At 66.8% G+C, this 18,641-nt stretch carries 23 protein-coding genes and 1 tRNA gene; 4 read left to right on the top strand and 20 right to left on the bottom strand.

Annotation, left to right across the window (positions count from 1 at the left end; genetic code table 11):
- Positions 1-43 precede the first annotated feature (43 nt).
- Complete coding sequence (gene fadD5, locus MVF96_RS15520) at positions 44-1,648, bottom strand: fatty-acid--CoA ligase FadD5 (RefSeq protein ID WP_247449601.1); 1,605 nt, start codon at positions 1,646-1,648, stop codon at positions 44-46.
- Between the two features lie 82 nt (positions 1,649-1,730).
- Positions 1,731-2,537, bottom strand: a complete 807-nt coding sequence (locus tag MVF96_RS15525; RefSeq protein ID WP_247449603.1) for an enoyl-CoA hydratase-related protein — start codon at positions 2,535-2,537, stop codon at positions 1,731-1,733.
- Between the two features lie 202 nt (positions 2,538-2,739).
- On the opposite strand from MVF96_RS15525, the gene MVF96_RS15530 reads away from it, so the two are divergent.
- Positions 2,740-3,927 carry a TetR/AcrR family transcriptional regulator gene (locus MVF96_RS15530; RefSeq protein ID WP_247449605.1) on the top strand — a complete coding sequence of 396 codons (1,188 nt, stop codon included), beginning with the start codon at positions 2,740-2,742 and terminating at the stop codon, positions 3,925-3,927.
- 300 nt (positions 3,928-4,227) lie between these two features.
- Here the strand turns inward: MVF96_RS15530 and MVF96_RS15535 are convergent, their stop codons facing one another.
- The 5 genes from MVF96_RS15535 to MVF96_RS15555 all read right to left on the bottom strand — a co-directional run bounded on the left by MVF96_RS15535 (position 4,228) and on the right by MVF96_RS15555 (position 8,106).
- Positions 4,228-5,121: a hypothetical protein gene (locus MVF96_RS15535; RefSeq protein WP_247449607.1), complete on the bottom strand. Its 894-nt coding sequence runs from the start codon at positions 5,119-5,121 to the stop codon at positions 4,228-4,230.
- A gap of 62 nt (positions 5,122-5,183) precedes the next feature.
- The gene (locus MVF96_RS15540; RefSeq protein WP_065631454.1) at positions 5,184-5,609 is read right to left on the bottom strand and encodes a pyridoxamine 5'-phosphate oxidase family protein; all 426 of its coding nucleotides are present in this window, start codon (positions 5,607-5,609) and stop codon (positions 5,184-5,186) included.
- A gap of 68 nt (positions 5,610-5,677) precedes the next feature.
- Positions 5,678-6,430 carry an isocitrate lyase/PEP mutase family protein gene (locus tag MVF96_RS15545; RefSeq protein WP_058252063.1) on the bottom strand — a complete coding sequence of 251 codons (753 nt, stop codon included), beginning with the start codon at positions 6,428-6,430 and terminating at the stop codon, positions 5,678-5,680.
- Positions 6,431-6,478: 48 nt separating this feature from the next.
- Entirely contained in the window at positions 6,479-7,126 is a 648-nt protein-coding gene (locus MVF96_RS15550) for a dihydrofolate reductase family protein (RefSeq protein ID WP_058252064.1), read from the bottom strand.
- A 119-nt stretch (positions 7,127-7,245) separates the two neighbouring features.
- Complete coding sequence (locus MVF96_RS15555; RefSeq protein WP_058252065.1) at positions 7,246-8,106, bottom strand: SDR family oxidoreductase; 861 nt, start codon at positions 8,104-8,106, stop codon at positions 7,246-7,248.
- Positions 8,107-8,214: 108 nt separating this feature from the next.
- Between MVF96_RS15555 and MVF96_RS15560 the strand changes: the two genes are divergently transcribed.
- The 3 genes from MVF96_RS15560 to MVF96_RS15570 all read left to right on the top strand — a co-directional run bounded on the left by MVF96_RS15560 (position 8,215) and on the right by MVF96_RS15570 (position 9,052).
- Positions 8,215-8,604 carry a winged helix-turn-helix transcriptional regulator gene (locus MVF96_RS15560; RefSeq protein ID WP_065631457.1) on the top strand — a complete coding sequence of 130 codons (390 nt, stop codon included), beginning with the start codon at positions 8,215-8,217 and terminating at the stop codon, positions 8,602-8,604.
- Positions 8,605-8,664: 60 nt separating this feature from the next.
- Positions 8,665-8,853, top strand: a complete 189-nt coding sequence (locus MVF96_RS15565; protein ID WP_058252067.1) for a hypothetical protein — start codon at positions 8,665-8,667, stop codon at positions 8,851-8,853.
- A gap of 126 nt (positions 8,854-8,979) precedes the next feature.
- Positions 8,980-9,052: transfer RNA gene (locus MVF96_RS15570), tRNA-Asn, on the top strand.
- Between the two features lie 426 nt (positions 9,053-9,478).
- Here MVF96_RS15570 and MVF96_RS15575 read toward each other — a convergent pair.
- The 13 genes from MVF96_RS15575 to MVF96_RS15635 all read right to left on the bottom strand — a co-directional run bounded on the left by MVF96_RS15575 (position 9,479) and on the right by MVF96_RS15635 (position 18,482).
- Positions 9,479-9,787, bottom strand: coding sequence for a hypothetical protein (locus MVF96_RS15575; RefSeq protein ID WP_247449609.1), 309 nt, complete (start codon positions 9,785-9,787; stop codon positions 9,479-9,481).
- Positions 9,784-10,098, bottom strand: a complete 315-nt coding sequence (locus tag MVF96_RS15580; RefSeq protein WP_247449611.1) for a hypothetical protein — start codon at positions 10,096-10,098, stop codon at positions 9,784-9,786. Before MVF96_RS15580 ends, MVF96_RS15575 begins: the two co-directional genes overlap by 4 nt.
- Positions 10,095-10,931, bottom strand: a complete 837-nt coding sequence (locus MVF96_RS15585; RefSeq protein WP_247449613.1) for a phage major capsid protein — start codon at positions 10,929-10,931, stop codon at positions 10,095-10,097. The genes MVF96_RS15580 and MVF96_RS15585 overlap by 4 nt, the downstream gene beginning before the upstream one ends.
- 137 nt (positions 10,932-11,068) lie before the next feature.
- Positions 11,069-11,542, bottom strand: coding sequence for a hypothetical protein (locus MVF96_RS15590; RefSeq protein ID WP_247449615.1), 474 nt, complete (start codon positions 11,540-11,542; stop codon positions 11,069-11,071).
- A 531-nt stretch (positions 11,543-12,073) separates the two neighbouring features.
- Complete coding sequence (locus MVF96_RS15595; RefSeq protein ID WP_247449617.1) at positions 12,074-13,423, bottom strand: phage portal protein; 1,350 nt, start codon at positions 13,421-13,423, stop codon at positions 12,074-12,076.
- Positions 13,420-14,889 carry a terminase large subunit domain-containing protein gene (locus tag MVF96_RS15600; protein WP_247449619.1) on the bottom strand — a complete coding sequence of 490 codons (1,470 nt, stop codon included), beginning with the start codon at positions 14,887-14,889 and terminating at the stop codon, positions 13,420-13,422. Before MVF96_RS15600 ends, MVF96_RS15595 begins: the two co-directional genes overlap by 4 nt.
- On the bottom strand, positions 14,889-15,155 hold the full coding sequence (locus MVF96_RS15605) for an HNH endonuclease signature motif containing protein (protein WP_247449620.1): 267 nt from the start codon (positions 15,153-15,155) through the stop codon (positions 14,889-14,891). Before MVF96_RS15605 ends, MVF96_RS15600 begins: the two co-directional genes overlap by 1 nt.
- A 120-nt stretch (positions 15,156-15,275) precedes the next feature.
- The gene (locus tag MVF96_RS15610) at positions 15,276-15,668 is read right to left on the bottom strand and encodes a hypothetical protein (protein ID WP_247449622.1); all 393 of its coding nucleotides are present in this window, start codon (positions 15,666-15,668) and stop codon (positions 15,276-15,278) included.
- Positions 15,665-15,955, bottom strand: a complete 291-nt coding sequence (locus MVF96_RS15615; RefSeq protein ID WP_247449623.1) for a hypothetical protein — start codon at positions 15,953-15,955, stop codon at positions 15,665-15,667. The genes MVF96_RS15610 and MVF96_RS15615 overlap by 4 nt, the downstream gene beginning before the upstream one ends.
- The gene (locus MVF96_RS15620) at positions 15,948-16,112 is read right to left on the bottom strand and encodes a hypothetical protein (protein WP_247449625.1); all 165 of its coding nucleotides are present in this window, start codon (positions 16,110-16,112) and stop codon (positions 15,948-15,950) included. Before MVF96_RS15620 ends, MVF96_RS15615 begins: the two co-directional genes overlap by 8 nt.
- A complete protein-coding gene (locus MVF96_RS15625) occupies positions 16,109-16,273 on the bottom strand; it encodes a hypothetical protein (protein ID WP_247449627.1) in 165 nt (54 codons plus the stop codon). Before MVF96_RS15625 ends, MVF96_RS15620 begins: the two co-directional genes overlap by 4 nt.
- A gap of 95 nt (positions 16,274-16,368) precedes the next feature.
- Positions 16,369-18,297: an AAA family ATPase gene (locus tag MVF96_RS15630; RefSeq protein ID WP_247449628.1), complete on the bottom strand. Its 1,929-nt coding sequence runs from the start codon at positions 18,295-18,297 to the stop codon at positions 16,369-16,371.
- Positions 18,294-18,482 (bottom strand): helix-turn-helix transcriptional regulator, encoded by a 189-nt coding sequence (locus tag MVF96_RS15635; RefSeq protein WP_247449630.1) that lies wholly within the window; start codon positions 18,480-18,482, stop codon positions 18,294-18,296. Before MVF96_RS15635 ends, MVF96_RS15630 begins: the two co-directional genes overlap by 4 nt.
- Positions 18,483-18,641: the final 159 nt, after the last annotated feature.

Here is an 18,641-nt window from a genome sequence, read left to right on the forward strand (position 1 = left end):
GTCGACGTCGCCGAGGTGTCCGACGACGGTGGATACGACGGCGTCAGTCGGCCAGGCCGGCGTCCTTGCTGCCGTAGCTCTGGCGCAGGGTCGGCTTGACGACCTTGCCACCGGCGTTGCGCGGCAACTCGTCGACGATGACGATGTCCTTCGGATGCTTGAACCGCGCGAGGTTCTCGTTGAGGTACGGCTCGAGGTCGGCGAGCGTCAGGTCCTCGACGCCTTCGGCGAGCACGATCACCGCGACCGGCACCTCACCCCACTTCTCGTGTGCGCGACCGATGATCGCCGCCTCGGTGATGCTCGGATGACCGAAGAGGACGTTCTCGACCTCGGCGCAGTAGATGTTCTCGCCACCGGAGATGATCATGTCCTTGGCGCGGTCGACGACGTAGAGGAAGCCCTCCTCATCGGCCCGGACCAGGTCACCGGAGTGGAACCAGCCGCCGGCGAAAGCGTCGGCGGTGCCCTGCTCGTTCTGCCAGTACCCCTTCATCATGTTCGGACCGCGGTAGACGATCTCGCCGACCTCACCCTGCGCGACGTCGTTGCCCTCGGGGTCGACGATGCGCGCGGTCACGGCCGGGACGACCTTTCCGATGGAGCCGATCTTGCGCAGGGCATCCTTGCCCTCGAGTACGCAGGTGATCGGCGACATCTCGCTCTGTCCGAAAACGGCGACGTTGAGCGCCTCCGGGAAAGTCTCGTTCATCGCGTTCAGGACGGTGTCCGACGCCGGGGCCGCACCCCAGCTGATCACGCGCAGCTTGAGATCACGCGGCTTGGCCTGCTGCGCGGCACAGACGGCCTGCCACTGTGCGGGCACCAGGAAGATCGAGGTGGTGCCCTCGCGCTCGATGGTGTCCAGCATGTCGTCGGGGTCGAAAGCGCCGAGCGGATGGATCACCGAGAGGGCGCCCATGTAGAACAGCGGCGCCATGGCGCCGAGGCCGGCGATGTGGAACATCGGGGCAACACACGAGCCGATGTCGTCGGAACGGGTCTGCAGGGCCTGCAGACAGGTGACCGCCTGCGCCTGCATGTTCGTGTGGGTGAGCATGGCGCCCTTGGGCTTTCCGGTCGTGCCCGAGGTGTACATGATCAGCGCGACGGTCTCCTCGGGAACGTCTATCTCCTCGAGATCCGACGAATCCTCGGCGACGAGCGCCTCGTAGTCGAGGTGATTGTCCTTGTCCGAACCGCCGACCACGATGGTGTGCTCGATCGCTCCGGTGGAGGCGCCCGCGGCGTCGGCCAGCGGGGCGAGCAGGGTCTCGGTGACGATCACCTTCGCGCCGCTGTCGTTGACGAGAAACGCGACCTCGGCCGGGCTCATCCGGATGTTCACCGGAACGGGGATGGCACCGATCAGGTTCGCACCCAGAACCGCTTCGACGTACTCCGAGCGGTTGAGCAGGACGATCAGCACACGATCGCCGAACTGCACGCCGCGGCGGCTCAGTGCGGCCGCGAAGGCGCGGCTGCGCTCGTCGAGTTCCTTCCAGGTGGTGATGTTGCCCAGGAACTTCAGCGCCGGCTTGTCCGGGGTCATGAAGGCGTGGCGGCGGATCTGGTTGTTCCAGTGGTTGCGGCGCGAACGCAGCGGCTCGGTGGCCAGGTCGCTGAAGGTGTCGACGGTCGCGGTCATACGATCGGTCTCCTCGTTGTCTCTCTGGTGGTGATGGGGTCGGGAACGGTTGTGGTACAGCGATTCCGACGTGTCGCAGTGCTCACTTGGAGGCGCCGGCGAACGCGGTGATGGCCGCCTGGAACTCCGGGGACTGGAGCAGTTCGGTCTGGCCGTCGAGTTCTCGTTCGATCGCGGCCTCGAAACCGGACATCGTGTGCGCGTCGAGCGCGGCCTTCGTGAGCCGGAGCGCCGCGGCGCTCTTGCCGGCGAGCTTGCGGGCGACCTTGCCGACCACCTCGTCGAGCGCGGCACGATCCTCGACGACGCCGTTGACGAGTCCGGCGTCGAGAGCCTCTGCGGCACGCAGCTTCTCACCGAGCAGCGCCAGCTCGTTGGCACGCACGCGACCGACGGCCGTCGCGAACGACATCGAGGCGGCGCCGTCGGGCATGAGACCGATGTTGACGAACGCGAGCAGGAAATACGACCTGGCCGTCGTATAGATGAGGTCGGCACCGAGTGCGAGCGACGCACCGATCCCCGCGGCTGCACCGTCGACGGAGGCGATCACCGGGACCGGGACCGAACGCACGGCCCGGATGAGATCAGAACCTCCGGAGATGATCTGACGCGCCTGCGTCGGAGTGAACCCGGAGGCGCCGCCCGCGGTCGACTGTTCGGCGAAGCCCCGGACATCGGCGCCCGCACTGAAACTGCCGCCCGCGCCGTCGATCACGATCACGCGGACGTCGTCGCGAGTCGACCACTCCGCCAACGTGTCCTCGATCGCCTGATGGGCCCCGCCGTCGAGGGCGTTCATCCGTTCCGGACGAGAAATCGTCAGGCGCCCGATCCCGGAGTCGTCCACCGATGTGATGACTCCGCCGCGCGTGATCTCTTCGCTCACTGCTCTCCCCACTCCAGGCCGGCTTCTCGGTAGACACAGCCCCCCGCATCTGTGCCATCGCCTAGATTACTACCACAATGCGACGCAGATCACGAGAATCTCGGTTAACTTATCAGACCCGCAAGCCGGTCTCTCCTGCAGTTTTGCCGGTCGATGCCGAAATCTGTCACGAGAACGTGGTCTCCGGATAGGCTCTGTCGTCATGACCGCACGTCCGCAGACGTCGCGCCCGGACACCGGCGCCCGGCGTCGCCGTCCCGCCGACCGGCGACGCATGATCGTCGACGCCGCGGCGAAGGCCTTCAGCGACGGCGGGTACCACGCGGTGCGGCTCGACGACATCGCCGACGCCGTCGGCATCTCCACCCCGGCGCTGTACCGGCATTTCCCGAACAAGTACGCACTGTTCGCCGAGACCACCGCCGACCTCGCGACCGGCCTGCGCGACGTTCTCGACACCGTCCCGGAGGGGTCGCCCGAGGAGTTGCCCGCACTCCTCGAGGCGATCACCGCCACCTCGTTCGACAATCGCCGCCGCGGTGGGCTGTACCGGTGGGAGTCGCGCTACCTCGAGCCCGCCGACGCCGCGATCGTCCGCGATGTCGTCGTCCACCAGCATCGTCGTGTGCGTGCCGCCGCCCGCCGGCTGCGCCCGTCGCTGACCGATCTCGACGCCAATCTCGTTGCCGCCGCAATGATCAGCGTCGCGGCAAGTCCGACAACGCATCGCGCCTCGTTGCCGGCCCGCGAGGCGACGGCGTTGATGTCGGCCGCCGCGATCGGCCTACTCGGGGTCGAGCTGCCCGAGCCGACCGACCCCGAGCCGCCGTCGGTGACCGGACTCGCCCCGGCCGCCAAGCGCGAGGTCATCCTGACCGAGGCGATCGAGCTGTTCGCCGCCCGCGGGTTCCGGGACGTGACGATCGAGGACATCGCACACGCGGCCGACCTGCCGGCATCAGGCGTGTACCGCCACTTCCCCAGCAAGGTCGCCATTCTCGAGGCCTCGTTCTGGCGCGCGACCGACCGGGTCACGTCGGCCATCTCCGACGCGCTGGCGGCGTCGACCACGCCCCGCGAGGCGATCGCCGCGATGGTCGCCTCGTACATCCGGTTATCATCCAGCGCAACCGATCTCATCGCGATCTACGAGACCGAGATCGGGCACACGACTCCACAGGCACGCGAGGAACTACGCAACCAGCAACGGATCACCGTGGACGAGTTCGCCACCTGGCTCACCCGCGTCCGCGACGAGCTGTCGCTCTCGCAGGCGCGCTTCCTCGTACACGCTTCCCTGAACGTGGTCACCGACCTGTCGCGTCAGTCCCTACCGCCCTCCCCCGACCGGATCGACGCACTGGCGATGCGGATTCTGTTGCACGGCTGACTATCTGATGACCGGCAAGCACGCCGAACCTCGCTCCCTGATCCGAAAGAACTGCAGAACCCGAGAGACGTGCTGTGCCACTGCTCCCTGAGGTGCGAGCGAAGCGAGCCACGAAGGGCTTCGCAACGTGTCTCACCAGGCCCTTCGTGGCTCGTCGCTAACGCTCCTCGCACCTCAGGGGGCAATGGTTATGTCGTTCTTCGGATTCGGAAGGCGATGGTTGGCCGCGCCCTCCGCAAGCTCCGGCCGCTCCTCAGGGAGCGATAGGACTCGCTTCTTTCGGATCAGGGAGCCGAGGCCTCACAGCACCGCGAAGTCGTCCATCAGCCAGCGCCCGTCCTGCTCCACGAGGGTGACCTTGACCCGCGACTGGTACGGGAATCCCTCGGGGAACTCCTGGGCGGTCTGCGGCGATTTCAGGGTCTGGTCCTGGGTGACCAGCACAACGGCCTTGCCGTCGTCGACGGACATGAGGCCCGCATTGTCGGCCGTCGCCGTGGACACCGATTCGGCCTCGGCGGATCCGCGGCGGGCGTCCTGCGAGGACTCGATGTAGGTCTGGGTGAACGCGGGCGTGGAGATCTCCCGGATGCGTCGGTCGAGGTCAGCGTAGTCGGCAGAGTTGTAGGTCGAGATCTCGGCCGCGTATCGCCGGGCGGTCTCGAGGAGGGACGTCGTCGTACCGGCCGACGCGCTCGACTCGGCGCGTTCATCGGCATCCACGTACGCCACGGCGAGCACCGCCGTCGACGCCGCGAGGACGACGACCGCCACGATCAGCGCGATCACCGCCCACGGTCGGCTGCCGACCTTCGAAGTCCAACCGGTCCACCGGCGGGAACCACTCCTACGCGCCGTGGCGGGATCGAGCTTGCGGGGGGTGCGGTCCGAGCCAGGGCGTGGGTCCGCGACCACGGTCGTGGCGTCGTCGGACCCGTCGGCGTCGTCCGTATCGGCCGGCTCGTCGGCACCCGTGGGCTCGTCAGCCGGGCGTCGGCGCTCGGCCTTGCGGGCTGCTTTCGCCGCCTTCGCCTCGGCCTCGGCGCGGTACTTGTCGCGGTTGCTGCGATTGGCCTGCAGGAACTCGTTGCCGTCGAGCGGGGTGACCTGCTCGCCCGTCGGCGATGTCGCCTGGTGAGACTCCGCGTCGACGGACTGTTCGGGCTGGTCGGACGTGGAACGCGACTTCGGCATGCGTTCAATGTAGCGAGACGTTCCCGACGGGTTCGTCTCGCTGCCGGATCACGGCCCGTCGGTCACAGCGCACCGAGGTCCAGGGACACCCACTGTTTCGGTTCGAGGAACAGCTTGGTCTGGGGACCGTGATCCTTCTCGGCCATCTCCACGTAGGGGTCGACGGCCTGGGGCGGGAGGTAGCGCGCCGCCATCTCCTGCAGGTCGCCGCGGGTGCCCGGAACCATGTCGACCGCATCCCCCGACACGGCCACGTACATCAGCCGCGGCGACACCTCGTCGACCATGAGCGTGAACCGCCCGGCGGTTCGGATGAGCTGCAACTTGCGCGATTCAGTTCCGGTGAGCAGCCAGGGGCGACCGCCCGGCTCGTACTGGTACCACACCGGGACCGTGAGCGGCGCCCGGCCGGGCTCGGCTTCGACCGACAGCGCCGCGACATGGGGTTCGGACAGGAACGCTTCTCGTTCGGATTTCGTGAGTGCCATGATCCGACGGTAGTTCGGACCACCGACATTCCCCTCCGGGTTCGACGACCCGGAGGAGAGCGGTGTGACTACTTCCAGGGTTCGAGAACCTCGGCGGCGCGTTCGGCGAGCACCATCTGGAAGATCGGGCCGAAACTGACCCGGGCGACACCGAGTTCGGCCAGTGCCGCTTTGGTGTTCTTGGTCGGATGGCCGATCGCGTTGACCGGCAACGGCAGTTCGCTGGTGAGCCGCTTCTGCGCGGCGTCGTCGTGGAAACCGACCGGGTACAGCACGTCTGCGCCGGCATCGGCAGCCAGCTTCATTCGCTCGATCGCCCGGTCGAGGCGGTCGGATTCGTCGCCGACCTGCTTGACGAACAGGTCGGTGCGCGCGTTGATCACCACGTGGACATCGGTGGCGTCGGACGCCGCCCGCAGCGCACCTACGAAATCGGCGTGCTCCTGTGGCTCGCGAAGGCGTCCGCCCTCGCTGTGCACGGTGTCCTCGATGTTCAGACCGACGGCACCCGCGGCGATCAGGCCGTCGATGAGCGTCTTCGGGTCCTCCCCGTAGCCGGACTCGATGTCGACGGAGATCGGGACGTCGACCGCCGTGGTGATCTGCCGGATGCGGGTAGTCAGTTCCTCGAACGTGATTCCTTCGTTGTCGGGCTTGCCGATCGAGTCCGACACCGGGTGACTGCCGACGGTGAGCGCGGTGAACCCGGCGGAGATCGCGAGGTTCGCCGACCAGGCGTCCCACACCGTGGGCAGGATGACCGGGTTTCCCGGTTGGTGGAGTTCGAGCAGAGTCGTGGCCTTGCCGGCGAGTTCCGTCATGGTCCCTACAACTACGCGAGTTCCCGGTCTCATTCCACCGCCATTGCGCTACTTGCGCCAGAACAAATGGTGCGTCACGCCACTGGTGCTCGGGACGGATTCGTGGTGATACCGGCCCTCGAGCTCCTCGGGTGACTCCCAGAGTTTGAGTCCGGCGCCGATCGTGACGGGTGCGACGGCGATGTGGAGGGTGTCGATGAGGTCGGCGTCGAGGAACTCCCGGACGGTGCTCACGCCGCCGCCGATACGTACGTCCTTGCCGTCCGCCGCGGCCTTCGCCTGCTCGGCGGCCTCGGCCGGGGTCGCGTCCAAGAAGTGAAACGTGGTGTCACTCAGCGTGAACGACGGCCGCACATGGTGCGTCAGTACGAAGACGGGAGTGTGGAACGGCGGCTCATCACCCCACCAGCCCTGCCACTCATGGTCGGTCCACGGTCCGCGCTGATAACCGAACTTGTTGCGGCCCATGATCTCCGCACCGATGTTATGAGCGAAGTCGCGGGTGAAATAGTCGTCGAGGCCGCGGGTGCCACCCGGGTCGGTCCGGTTGGGCCAGCTCGCGGTGGCGCCCGCCCACGACATCAGTTCCCACGGTTCGACGCGATCACCGAAGGGACGCTCGAACGTCTGGTTCTCCCCCGCCCCGACCCCATCTTGTGAGATCGAGAAGTTCTGGACTCTGAGTAGCTGTGGCATGGTTCGGCTTCCTTGTCGGTCGGCACGAGCAATCTATGCGGACAGACTCGGTGTCGCAGCCGAACTCATCGATGCGACTCGGCGCGGAGCACGCCGGACGCCGATCGTACGACGCCGGGTCAGGCGAGCGCCTGCGCGATGACCTCCGCGACGGGGGTCGACGACCGGCCGATGAGCGACTGGAGGTCGCCGGAGTCGGTGTCCAGCTCACCGCGGCTGATCCCGGCATCTGCGCCGGCCAGCATCGCGGCGACCGGTTCCGGCAGACCCGCGCTGACGAGAGCGGCCTGGTAGTCGGCTTCGGAGAGGTCGCGGTACTGGACGGTCGCACCCGATGCCACACCGATCGCTCGGGCGAATTCGCCGTAGGTCAGCCGCTCGTCACCACCCAACTCGTAGACCTTGCCGGCCTGGTCCGAGTCGGCGGTGAGGACCGCTGCGGCCGCAGCCGCGTAGTCGGCACGAGCGGCGGCAGCGAGTTTTCCCTCACCCGCGGCACCCAGGAGCGTTCCGGTCGCCGCCGCCTGCGGGATGGCGGCCAGGTAGTTCTCCCAGTACCAGCCGTTGCGCAGGATCACGGCGGGCACCGACGACTCGTTCAGTCGAGCTTCGGTGGCGACGTGCTCGGGAGCCAGACTCAGACCGCTCGTGTCGGCGTGCAGCAGGCTGGTGTAGGCGATCAGTTCGACGGAGTTGGCCTCCGCCGCCTCGATCACGTTGGTGTGCTGGGCAACACGTTGCCCGACCGCCGAACCCGAGACCAGCAGCAACTTGTCGACGCCGACGAGGGCGTCGACAAGTGATGCCGGATCGTCATAGTCGGCGACACGGACCGAAACGCCGTGCGACACGAGCTTCGAGGCCTTCGACTCGTCGCGGACTATCGCCACCACGTCGGCGGCGGCGATGCCCCGGGCGAGTAGTTCGTCGATTACGAGTCCGCCGAGCTGTCCCGTCGCGCCGGTCACTGCTGTGGTCATCTGATTCCTCATCTCTGTCGGTTGGACGACTCCCAGTATGCACTTACTTTTCGTAAGTGCAATACGAACTGTTAGCAAGGTCTCGTCGATTCGGCTACCGTTGAGCACGTGACCGAGATCAGCGACGAGTCCCTCGAGGCGGACGTTTTCGCCCGGGACTGCTCGTCCCGGACCACACTGCAGACCGTTACCGGACGCTGGGGCAGCCTCGTGCTGATCGCGTTGGGGGAGAGCAACTATCGATTCAGCGCGCTGCGGCGACGCGTCGACGGCGTGAGCGAACGGATGCTCTCGCAGACCCTGCAGAGCCTCGAACGCGACGGCATGATCGTGCGCACCGTCCTCGAAGCCATCCCGCCGAAGGTCGAGTACCACCTCACTCCGCTCGGCAGGCAGGTCGCCGACCAGTTGAGCGGCCTGATCGAACTCGTGCAGGACAACATGCCGACCGTCCGCGACGCCCAGGCCGACTACGACGAGCGACGCGGGGGCGACTGAAACCACTCTCGTCGGGTACACGTGGAGACGTAGGAGTCCGACGACGAGAGGAGCGTCCCGATGACGTCACCGGAAGCCGACCTGCCGGTCGAGGCCAACGAGGCCGATGCACTCGAGCAGGCCCAGACGGCAGCGCCCGATCCCGCTGAAGGTGTCAACCCCAGCGTGCCGTTCGAGGCCGACGACGCCGACGCCGCCGAACAGGCCACCGAGGTCGAGATCGACCCCGAGGACTACCCCCGGGAGTAGCGCAGCGGGCGGCCTGGGCGCCGCATGCGGCTGACCGCCCGTTTTGTCGTCCGACATGACCATGCGCTAAAGTCTGTCCTCGGTCCTGATGACGCGCTCCACGAGCGCCGAGCAGGTCCGAGGCAGTCCCCCATAGCTCAATTGGCAGAGCATTCGACTGTTAATCGAACGGTTACTGGTTCGAGTCCAGTTGGGGGAGCAAGTAAACCGCCTGGTCACAGGCGGTTTTCTGCTTTCTCGGGTGGTTGACCATGCCAGACATGTGCCAGACCCGCCGGGTGCCAGACCCCGAGAGGCCCGACGTGATCCCAGACCGCACCACATGGATAGACCGTTGCTGCAAGGCGCTCGATCAACTGCACGCTGACGACATGGCGACTGAGCAGCTTGCCGCGCTGGCGGTGATGCTCGAGAACTTCAATGCTCTGCACCAGGCGACCGCGGCGCCGGTCCTGCGCCTGGTCTGAGACGTGAGGAAATTCCTCACTTACGACGTGCGGAAATTCCGCACTTTTCGACGTGGCAAAGTTTTCCACGTCAGATAGCGAACGACCCCGGGTTCTCCACCATGCCTAATGGAGACCGGGGTCGTTCTGTGTCCTGAGTCAGGAACCCACCGAACCGCTCAGGACACGTCGAGGCTCACCACCTCGACAGTTCGGGCGCCCACGTGCTCGGTGCGGGCGATCACAGGTCGAACACTGCCGTCAGGCAGCGTGACGACGGCGCCGATGTCGGGCAGGTTGGGGCCAGGCTGCACATAGATCGTCGCCGACGAGACTGCCTCTTCGCCGGTCGCGGTCTGTATTGTCTTCACGCCGAACTGCACCCGCGCCGGCACCGTGACCAGGTCGCCGTAGACCGGGCCGAAGCTGGTCCGGCCGGACAGCGGGCGGTAGGTCAGCTGCTGCGGGAGCAGTCGGGTCGGGATCATCGTGCGCGCCGACGGTAGCGGTTGAGGATCGCCAACTCGGCCAGCGTCCACCCCTCGACCACCTGACGCTGCACCTCGTAGTCGCCGATCTTCTCCGACCGGAGGTTCTCGGGGTTGGCGACCAGCCGCGCCGTTGAGGTGAGGATGACGGTGTCGATGTCGGGCGCCGGCTGTTCACCGGAGAACCCGCGGCCGCGGGTGTAGGCCCACACCTGGGCGGTGACGACCTGCTGCGCCTGCTGGGCGACGGTGACCAGCTCGGCGTCACCCGGTCGTCCGAGCAGCGCCAGGACGTCGTTGTTGTCGGTCACGGCGCCGCGGTCAGGACGGTGACCGCCTTCGGCTGCAACAGCGCGAGGTCGTAGCGGGCGACGACCCGCAGTGCGACTTCGTCGGTGTCGAAGTAGCGGGAGCTGTCGACGGTGACCGACGGGCTCATGTCGCGGGCGATGGCGACCATGTTCATGTCGGCGAGTACAGCCTTGCCGGTGGGGACCTGGGCCGTCACCGTGACGGGCACACCGAACAGCACCTCTTGGCCGGTCTGGGTCAGGTCGGGTTGCAGGATGTAGCGGCCGTCGGCGTCTTTGACCTTGCGGATCGACAGGTAGTCGGCGGGGCTGAGGAACCAGCGGTTGGGCTTGACCTCGTTGGCTCGGGCGACGCCGATACCGTCGAGCAGACTGTCGGGCTCGCTGGCGTCGAGGGTGCCGGTGGCCACGCCGCTCTGGTTGAGCAGACCGCGGATGGTGTTCGATGAGCCAGTGCCGGTGAACAGGGCGACGTCGAGCGCCTTGGCAGTGTCGGTCACCAAGCGCTGCTTGAGGATTGCATCGAGCGCCTGGGCCGACGAGCGCAGCACCTCGGACGTGACACGGCTGATGACCTTCAGGCTCTTGAGCGTCGAGGGCAGCATCGAGACTTCGTCGAGGCCGACGGAGCTTTCAGGGATCGCAGCACCTTCGGCGACGAATCCGACGGTCAGGCCGGAGGCGATACGCGGAATGCGGATCGGGCCGTTGGTGTCGATGACCTTGGGGCCGGAGGCGAGGAACACGCTCTCGGATTCGAGGGGCTGGACGAGTAGCTGCTGGATCTGAGTCTGCTGCAGCGTGGACAGGGTTGCGGTGGTCTGGGTGGCCATAGGGGGCTCCTACGTGAGTGCTGGGGATTCACGTCGAGCGCCCGGCTCGCAACGTCTCTTAGACAGGCATCTGGCCTGCACCCATGATGACAGGATGCAGGCCAGATGACAACGGTTGTCGATTACTTCTTCCTAGATCAGGCTCGGCCTTGCATGATGCCGAGCAGGTCGACACCGGTGGTGGTGCCGGACTCACCCTGCCCTACCGCACCGACAATGCGGCGGGCCTTGAGGTGCGGTTTGACGGAAAGCAACTGATCGATGGACGCGGTCAGCTTGTCGGGGTCCTCGAGGTGCTCGGCGTCGAACGGCATGTCGGTGGGGTCGGCGAGTTTGCCGGTGGCGCGGACGAGTTCAGTGTGGAGCCTCTTGGCGAGGTCGTCGGCGGCCTTGGCGCGGGTGCGGTAGTCGGCGTTCTCCTTGCGCAGCCGCTCGATGTAGGCCCGCGGGAAGACGTCGGGCTCAGGCTCCGGCGTCGGCTCGTTCTCGGTTGGCTCGTCGGGTTGCTGCGCCTCGCTGGGCTGCGGCTGATCGTCGGGCTGCGGCGTCGGGGGTGTCGTTGGCTCGTCGGGTTGCTGCTGCTCGTCGAGCTGCTGCGGATCGTTGGGCATCGGAGTTCTCCTTCTCGGTGGGTGTTGCCGGCGCCTGGGTGCAGGAACAGCCGGTGTGGTGCCACATGGGCGTCTCGATGGGCAGGACGGTGCCGGCCAGGTTGCGGCAGGCAGGACAGGCACCGGAGTTCGGTACGCGTTTCCAGAACTTGACCTCGTGGCGGTGCAGCCCGGAGGCGTAGCACTCGCGCGCCGTCTCGAGGGTGCGGCCGCGGGCGGCGGTCTCGAGCTTGGTCCGCGGGTCAGGATCGTCAAGCGCCTCGCGGATCAGGTTGTGTAGCAATGCTTTCGGTGGGTCCGGTGCCGGGACGCCGACGGGTAGCGCGACAGCGCCGAGTTGTGCGGTGAGGATGGCGGCCACGCCGACGTCGGCCAGGGTCGCGGCGCGGTGATCGTTGACCGTGAGGGCGGTGGTGGCCAGCTCGACGAACAGTTCCTCGGTCAGCTCACCGGCTAGGAAACGGTCGTAGAGCGCCTGTACCGACTCACTGGTGGACTGGGCCAGCGTGGCCACGCGATCGGCGTAGGCGTTCACCTCGGGGCCTCGGCGCCGGGTAGCAGGCTGGTCACGTCAGCGCCTGCGGAGTCCATCGCCTCAAGCCTTGTGGCGGTGCGGATTTCGACGACGTCGGTGTCGCTGTAGCCGAGTCGCTTGAGAGCGTAGGTCGCCGGCAGTAGACCGGCCTGATGGAGCTTGACGACGGCGTCGGCCTCCTGGGCGATAGACCGGGTGCTGGGGTCGGCCCACTGCACCGACGCCTCGACCTCGGCCGGGTTGATGCCCTCGCGCACCGCGACAATCAGCCGCGCCACCTGCTCCCAGCTCCGACCGAACAGCGCCTGCTTGGCTTCGGCACGCGCGGTCAGCGCGGCTTCGGCGGCACGCATGGCGTCAGCGCTGGCCGGATTTGCGCTCGTGATGCCGACGTAGTGCCCCGGTAGTGCGCTGACGGCCATGATCTGCTCGAGCAGCACCTTGACGCTCGATTCGTAGGCGGCGATGCTGGCGGCCTCGAGCTGACCGAACTTGGCTTGCACCTCCTCGGCGATCATCATGCGGTTGTTCTCGGGGTAGGGATTGGTCTCTTCAACCACCGGGTCGCCGTCGTCGTCGAGCACCGGGTTGCCGTCGTCGTCGAGTACGGGTTCCTCGACGAGCTCGACGCCGGTGGCCCAGCGGCGCGGTCGGGCGTAGTACTCCGAGCCGACGAGCATGTCGGCCAGCGTCTTGTTGAGGGCGTCGACGAGCGGGATCAGGTCGGTGATCTCGGAGACCGGGTCGCCGAGGATGCGGTCGGTGTTGGCCAGCCGCACCACCGGCACCACGCCGAGCGGGTTGTCAAGCACCTCGACCGTCTCGAATCCTGCGGTCGTCGCGCCGACGTTGTTGGCCCTCAGCCGGGTGATGGTGTCGGCCTCGAAGATGGTTGCCTCGGTGGTGGTGTCGGTGGTCCACCGCTTGCAGGCGGCGACAATCTGACGGGTGCCGGGGTCGACCTTGACCGACACCTGGTGTGCCGACTCGATGGATACCTGCGGGCGCCCCTGAGCGTCGGCCCACACCAGGATGTAGTTGGCGCCGAGCAGCAGCGCTTCACGGTGGGCGACCGGGGCGAGCTGGTCGAGGTCGTTGCGCAGCCAGTCTCCCCAGACGTCGGCGCCAGTGAATCCGGTGACCCGCAACCGTTCCGCGATCGAGGTCACCGACAGGCGGCAGAGGTTCGATGCGATCCGACCAAACCTGTCCCCCAACGCTTTACGCGCCTCGGGGGCGAGGAATGCCAGCGGTTGTTCGCCGACGTAGTAGCGGTCGAGGACCGCATAGCGGGCAGCGGGATGGTCGATGCGTTGCAGTAGATCGGTGTGCAGGGCGTTGGTCACGTGAAGCTCCTTGCTCGTTTCTTCTTCTTGGAGGCGCGCCAGGTGGCACGCGAGTGCGCCATGACCGCGCACGCGGCCAGGTCGATCTTCCGGGCCTTCGCCGACCGGCTGGCCTTGCTCAGGCGGATGCCGCGGGCGTCCTCGGTGATGACCGCGGCGCCGATGTGCTCGGCGAGGGTGCGGTCGCCGGAGTGGCTCAGACGCTTGTTGAGGCAGGCGTTGTAGAGGTCGCCGGTCGCCGCGGTCAGGCGCGCCGGCGAGTGCGGGAACTCGACCACCGGCAGCCGCTCGGCCTCGAGGGCTTGCAGGGTGCGGGTCCAGCGGAACGGGTCGGCGATGATCTCCACGACCTGCCAGTACCGACACGCCTTGCGTATCTCGTCTTCGACCTCGGCGATGGGTACCCGCCAGGTGGTGTCATCGCGGTCGGGCCGCTGCCACACCTTCACCTTGTCCATGTGCGGCTCGGTCGAGACCGTGGCCACCAACAGTGCGGTGGTGTCGTCGGAGAACGACCCGTCGAGCGCGAGCACTACCCGCGCACCCTTGGGTACCGGATGCCCGGTCGAGAGGTCTGCCCACACCCCAGGAGGCAGGAACGCGCCGTCGGTGTCGGAGGCGAACTGACACAGGCGCGCTCGGCGGAACGTCGCCTCGCGGGTCTTGGGCGGCAGCAACGCGGTCAGCGCGTCGCGGTGCAGGAAGTCGTCGAGCGCCGGGTTGGCCAGCTCCCAGCAGTGCTCGCAGTCGACGGGGTGGTCCTCGAAGCCGGCGGCCGAATGCTCCCGCCACACCAGGCTCTTGTCATCGGGGTGCTCGTCGGCGTAGTTGCGGAGGTCGGCCAGAACTTGGTCGTTGGGGTCCGGGCCGGGTGTGCCGATACAGACCAGCGTCGAGCGCTCCCGCTTGCCCTGGGCCAGTGTCAGCACCTCGTAGGAGTCCCGGTTGGCCACACCGGCCTCGTCGAGGATTGCCAGCGTGTAGTCCAGGCCCTCGAGGCGCTTCGGTTCGGCAGGCAGGCAGTGAAAGTAGCTGTCGGTGGTGGGGTTGTAGATCTTCTCCTTGAACGTCTGCACCCGGCTCGCGAGGTCGTCGTCGAGTTCCACCATGCGGCGGGCGATGCCGAACACGATGCCGGCCTGACGCTCGTCCACCGCGACCACGCAGACCATCGCGCCCTCGCCGTCGGTGAAGAACCGATAGAGCCCATACGCGGCGACCAGGGTGCTCTTACCCTGGCCGCGGGGCAGCATCCATCCCGCGGTGCGGGGCGTCTGCTCGGCGTCCTCCACCGACCCGATCAGCTCGCGTTGCCAGTCCCGCAGCCGCAACGCCTTGAGCGCGTTGGTGCCCTTAGGCACCTTGATGAAGCGCTCGCAGAACTTGACGAACCGTGCCGACCCGGTGACCCTCGGCGACCACGGCAGCGGAGTCGCGTCTACAGCGGCCTTCGGCCCGGCGCGCATCAGGCAGCCCTCCTACGTCGCCACTGCCTCAACATGTTCTCCTCGTGGGTCACGGGCTCGAGATGAGCCGGGTTGACGCATCGCGGGGTATTGCACAGGTGATCGAGTTCGAGTCCGTCAGGGATCGCACCGATGCGCTGCTCGTATACCCAGCGGTGAGCACGGATCTCGTCGTACTTGCCGAGAGACTTGACCCCGTAGCCGTCGTCCCGAACCTTCCGGTTCCAGAGCCAGCAGCCTGACGTGTCTACGTCCCAATGGGCCATGTCACGACGCCTCTGGATCACGCCCTCACGGATCGCACGGTTGTAGTGACTCCCGCAGTACCCACGGCTGTGAACAGGCCGATCACATGCTGGCCAGGCGCAGGCCTTCACGCCGCCCCCTCACCGGTGTGTAAGGGCCTTCGCGGCTCCCCCCGCCGAGTCCCGTCCCCCCTCGCGGGGGCTGCCCCCAGGCCGGGCGCGGCCCTTGCGGGCGTTGCAGCGGCGGCACAGGACGTCGATGTCTTGCAGCCTGATCGGCTTGCCGGCGTCGTGGCGGCGCCAGGCTTCCTCGGAGTGGTCGGCGGTGAGGTCGTCGGGGGTGCCACAGTCGGAGCACCACGGCTGCATCCGTCGGGCCTGGCGGCTGAGCTTGTCCCAGGCGGTGCCGTAGCCGCGGCTACGGGCGCTCGTCGTGGGCAGGTCGGTGCGGGTGACGCTGCGGTGCGCGGGTGCGCAGTCGTCGCAGCGCGTGGCGTCTGCGGGCTCACCGCACTCGATGCAAGGGCGCCTCACTGGTCGTCCTCGTCGTCGAGGTTGTCCGGGTCGAGGTCGGGTTCGGCCATCATGCGGAACCACTTCGGGATGTCCTCTGCCGCGACGCCAGCTTTCGGTGCGTGCAAGACAGCAAGTCCGATGGTGACCGAGACGCCGCCGAGCCACATGGCCGTCTGCTCTTCGACACTCATCGATCCGAGGTAGCTGCGCACGAGGTTGCTCTTGCCTTCGGCTCGAAGGGCACAGAGGTAGTAGTAGGCGTTCATGCCTTCGGTCACTTGCTCATCGGCGGTGGGCTTACTCATCGGTCATCCCCTTGATGGCGTGGTCGTAGTAGTGGTCGAGTACCGCAGTGAGGTAGGCGAGTTGGGCGTCGTTGAGGCGGTCGTGGTTGATGCGGGCGGCCAGGCTGTAGAGCCGGGTCACCAGTCGGCGGCGGGTGCGGGTCCGTGGTTCGGTCATGGCTGCGCCTCCTGCTGGCAACGCCGGATGTAGTCGGACTCCGACTCGGTGATGTGGTCGAGGCGGTCGCGGGTTTCGGGTGCGAGGTCGTCACGCTCGTCGCGGAGGTAGATCAGCGCGACCAAGCCATAGGGGAGTCGACGAACCTCAGAGGCCGTCATGTCATCCACACACGGTCTGTCACCCCCTAAAGGGGGGTGATGTGACATGACACCGTCACCGGCGCTGTGACATTCCGTGACACGTGACAGATCGGTCATGCCCTGCCCTCCTTGTAGAAGGGCTGTTTGTCGGTGCCGACGTTGACCAGTCGACCCGCTTCTACCAGCTCAGATACGCCTTTGTAGAACGACGCGGGCGGCATCTCAGCCACCGCCCGAAGCTCCGACTTGCTGGCGCCCGTGGCCGCGAAAGATGACAAAAACGATGACATGACCCTGTCGGCACACGACCCCCATGTCATGGGGGTGTGACACGTGATCGCCGCCGACGTCGTGCCCATGATCGGTTCGATCTTCAGTCGGTGTCGGTCCTCGGCGGGGCCGTCCTTTCGCTTCTCCCGAATGAGGTCGATCGCACCGCCATCGGTGGTCACCTGGTACACCGTGTCCACGCCTGCCTCAAACGCAGACGAGCCGCGCAGTGTCTTCGCGTCCTTACCGGTGTGGTGGACGCCGAGGACCACGCCGCGCCCGCCTGGTGTGGCTTGCCGGATCTTCGTCATGGCGTCGATGACGACGCCGGCGTCCTTGGCGCTGTTCTCGTCGCCACCAACCATGCACCGCGCCAACGTGTCGAGCACGATGAGGCCGAACGATCCCCACTCGACGAGGTGGCACAGCTCGGCAACTTGAACTCCGTTGGTGAGGTTCACCGGCTCGGGCAAGACGGTCAGGTCGTCGGCACCGATGTCGCGTTTCCAGGCGTGTTCCCACGCGTCCACGCGTCCCTTGAGTCCGAAAGCGCCCTCGGCTGCGACGTAGAGGACTCGACGTCGTGCGACCGGCCTGCCCTGCCAGTTGCGGCCGGTGGCCACGTTGGCGGCCCAGTCGAGTGCGATGAAGCTCTTTCCGGTGCCCCATTTGCCGTACAGCAGCACAGTGGTGCCCTGGTCGAGCGTGTCGTGGATGAGTGGCTCAGGATTGGGCAGGGCACGCAAGTCGGTGCGAGAGAGCACTTTCGTGGCCAGGCGCGGCGTGTCAGCGGCAGTCAGGGGCTTCGGGTCGTCAGCCGGTGGTACCCCGCGGGGGTTCCTTGCCCCGTAGTCCAGACCGCGGTCGATCTGTCGTTGCACGGCCGCGGGGCCGTCGTCGGCGAGGTAGCCGTTGCGTTCGGCGGCCTGAGTCAGCTCTCGCCGGATCTCCGTCTCGTCGAGACCGGTTCCCGCCATCAGTGATCCGAGCTTGATCGCCGCCTCGTAGAGTCGATTCTGTCGGTTGCCGTCGGCCGTGTTGGCGAGGATGCGAGCTTCGTCACGCACGGCGCTGTCCACATAGGCCTTTTGTCGTGTGTCGAGAGGTTCGCCACTCCATGGCTGCACCGGCGGGCGCTGTGTCGTGGCGGCAACGTTGGCGGCGTGCATGCCGACGAGGACCTCGATGGCTTCGTCACCTTCGGCGAGCGCGTCGTCGAGGCCATCAGCACCGATCACGTAGCCCATTCCGCCGTACTTGGGTCGGCGGGTGCCAGGAGCGTAAACGTTGCAGCCGTTGGCTTGCAGGTCGACATGGGATTTGTCGAAACCGTGAGGGGTGAACTTGCGTAGGTCAGGGTGGCCGGCGAGGTAGAAGTGCCGACCACCCGATGGTGTGAACACCTCGCCGAACACGCGAATATCGTTGTCGGCAAGGAACTGTCGAGCCTGTTCGATGCCGGCGCCGTTCTTGGTATCGACATCGAAAACGGTCAGCATCTCGCCACACACCGCATTGACCGACCATCCCGGCCGCCATCGGCTGAGACGTTCGCCGTTGCCGTCTGCGGTGTAGTGCTGCCAGCGGGCGTCACCAGACCAGTCGAACTCGCTGCCGCCTGGGGGCAGGCAGAATACTGGGATGCCGAGCGCGTCGAGCTGCCATGCGAATGCGAGGTCGGTAGAATGACCGGTGTCGGCTTGCTTGGTGGCGACTGACTTGGAGAGGTCCTCGATTGGCGCGGGGGCCTCTTCGCTGTTCGGGGGCCTCAAGCTGCACCGCCGAACGGCTGCATCGAGGCGTCAACCTCGTTGAGGTCCAGGCGGATACAGCGTGAACCGTTGCGGTAGCCGTTGAGGCGGCCCTCGGCGATCATGCGCCGGACGGTTCGCTCGTTGAGTCCGAGGTGGTCGGCGACTTGGGGAATGGACGCCCATTGGCGACGAGGAGAAGACATCAGGGAAGAGACTCCAGACACAAGGCAGCCGTGAATCGCGGCTAGTCGGTGTCCTTTCGCCTGCGCTCCGGCAAGCCCGGCGTTCGTGACAGAACCGATCGGCGGTTGCTGTCCTCCGCGCTCAGATCGTCATCGGCGTCCTACGGCGTACTCCGGTCT

This window comes from Gordonia hongkongensis, from assembly GCF_023078355.1.
In the GTDB taxonomy this organism is placed as follows: domain Bacteria; phylum Actinomycetota; class Actinomycetes; order Mycobacteriales; family Mycobacteriaceae; genus Gordonia; species Gordonia hongkongensis.

Coding starts and splice junctions, on each gene's coding strand:
- fadD5 (WP_247449601.1), bottom strand. CDS start 1,648: ATGACCGCGACCGTCGACACCTTCAGCGACCTGGCCACCGAGCCGCTG.
- MVF96_RS15530 (WP_247449605.1), top strand. CDS start 2,740: ATGACCGCACGTCCGCAGACGTCGCGCCCGGACACCGGCGCCCGGCGT.
- MVF96_RS15535 (WP_247449607.1), bottom strand. CDS start 5,121: ATGCCGAAGTCGCGTTCCACGTCCGACCAGCCCGAACAGTCCGTCGAC.
- MVF96_RS15540 (WP_065631454.1), bottom strand. CDS start 5,609: ATGGCACTCACGAAATCCGAACGAGAAGCGTTCCTGTCCGAACCCCAT.
- MVF96_RS15545 (WP_058252063.1), bottom strand. CDS start 6,430: ATGACGGAACTCGCCGGCAAGGCCACGACTCTGCTCGAACTCCACCAA.
- MVF96_RS15550 (WP_058252064.1), bottom strand. CDS start 7,126: ATGCCACAGCTACTCAGAGTCCAGAACTTCTCGATCTCACAAGATGGG.
- MVF96_RS15555 (WP_058252065.1), bottom strand. CDS start 8,106: ATGACCACAGCAGTGACCGGCGCGACGGGACAGCTCGGCGGACTCGTA.
- MVF96_RS15565 (WP_058252067.1), top strand. CDS start 8,665: ATGACGTCACCGGAAGCCGACCTGCCGGTCGAGGCCAACGAGGCCGAT.
- MVF96_RS15575 (WP_247449609.1), bottom strand. CDS start 9,787: ATGATCCCGACCCGACTGCTCCCGCAGCAGCTGACCTACCGCCCGCTG.
- MVF96_RS15585 (WP_247449613.1), bottom strand. CDS start 10,931: ATGGCCACCCAGACCACCGCAACCCTGTCCACGCTGCAGCAGACTCAG.
- MVF96_RS15590 (WP_247449615.1), bottom strand. CDS start 11,542: ATGCCCAACGATCCGCAGCAGCTCGACGAGCAGCAGCAACCCGACGAG.
- MVF96_RS15600 (WP_247449619.1), bottom strand. CDS start 14,889: ATGCGCGCCGGGCCGAAGGCCGCTGTAGACGCGACTCCGCTGCCGTGG.
- MVF96_RS15605 (WP_247449620.1), bottom strand. CDS start 15,155: ATGGCCCATTGGGACGTAGACACGTCAGGCTGCTGGCTCTGGAACCGG.
- MVF96_RS15615 (WP_247449623.1), bottom strand. CDS start 15,955: ATGAGTAAGCCCACCGCCGATGAGCAAGTGACCGAAGGCATGAACGCC.
- MVF96_RS15620 (WP_247449625.1), bottom strand. CDS start 16,112: ATGACCGAACCACGGACCCGCACCCGCCGCCGACTGGTGACCCGGCTC.
- MVF96_RS15625 (WP_247449627.1), bottom strand. CDS start 16,273: ATGACGGCCTCTGAGGTTCGTCGACTCCCCTATGGCTTGGTCGCGCTG.
- MVF96_RS15635 (WP_247449630.1), bottom strand. CDS start 18,482: ATGTCTTCTCCTCGTCGCCAATGGGCGTCCATTCCCCAAGTCGCCGAC.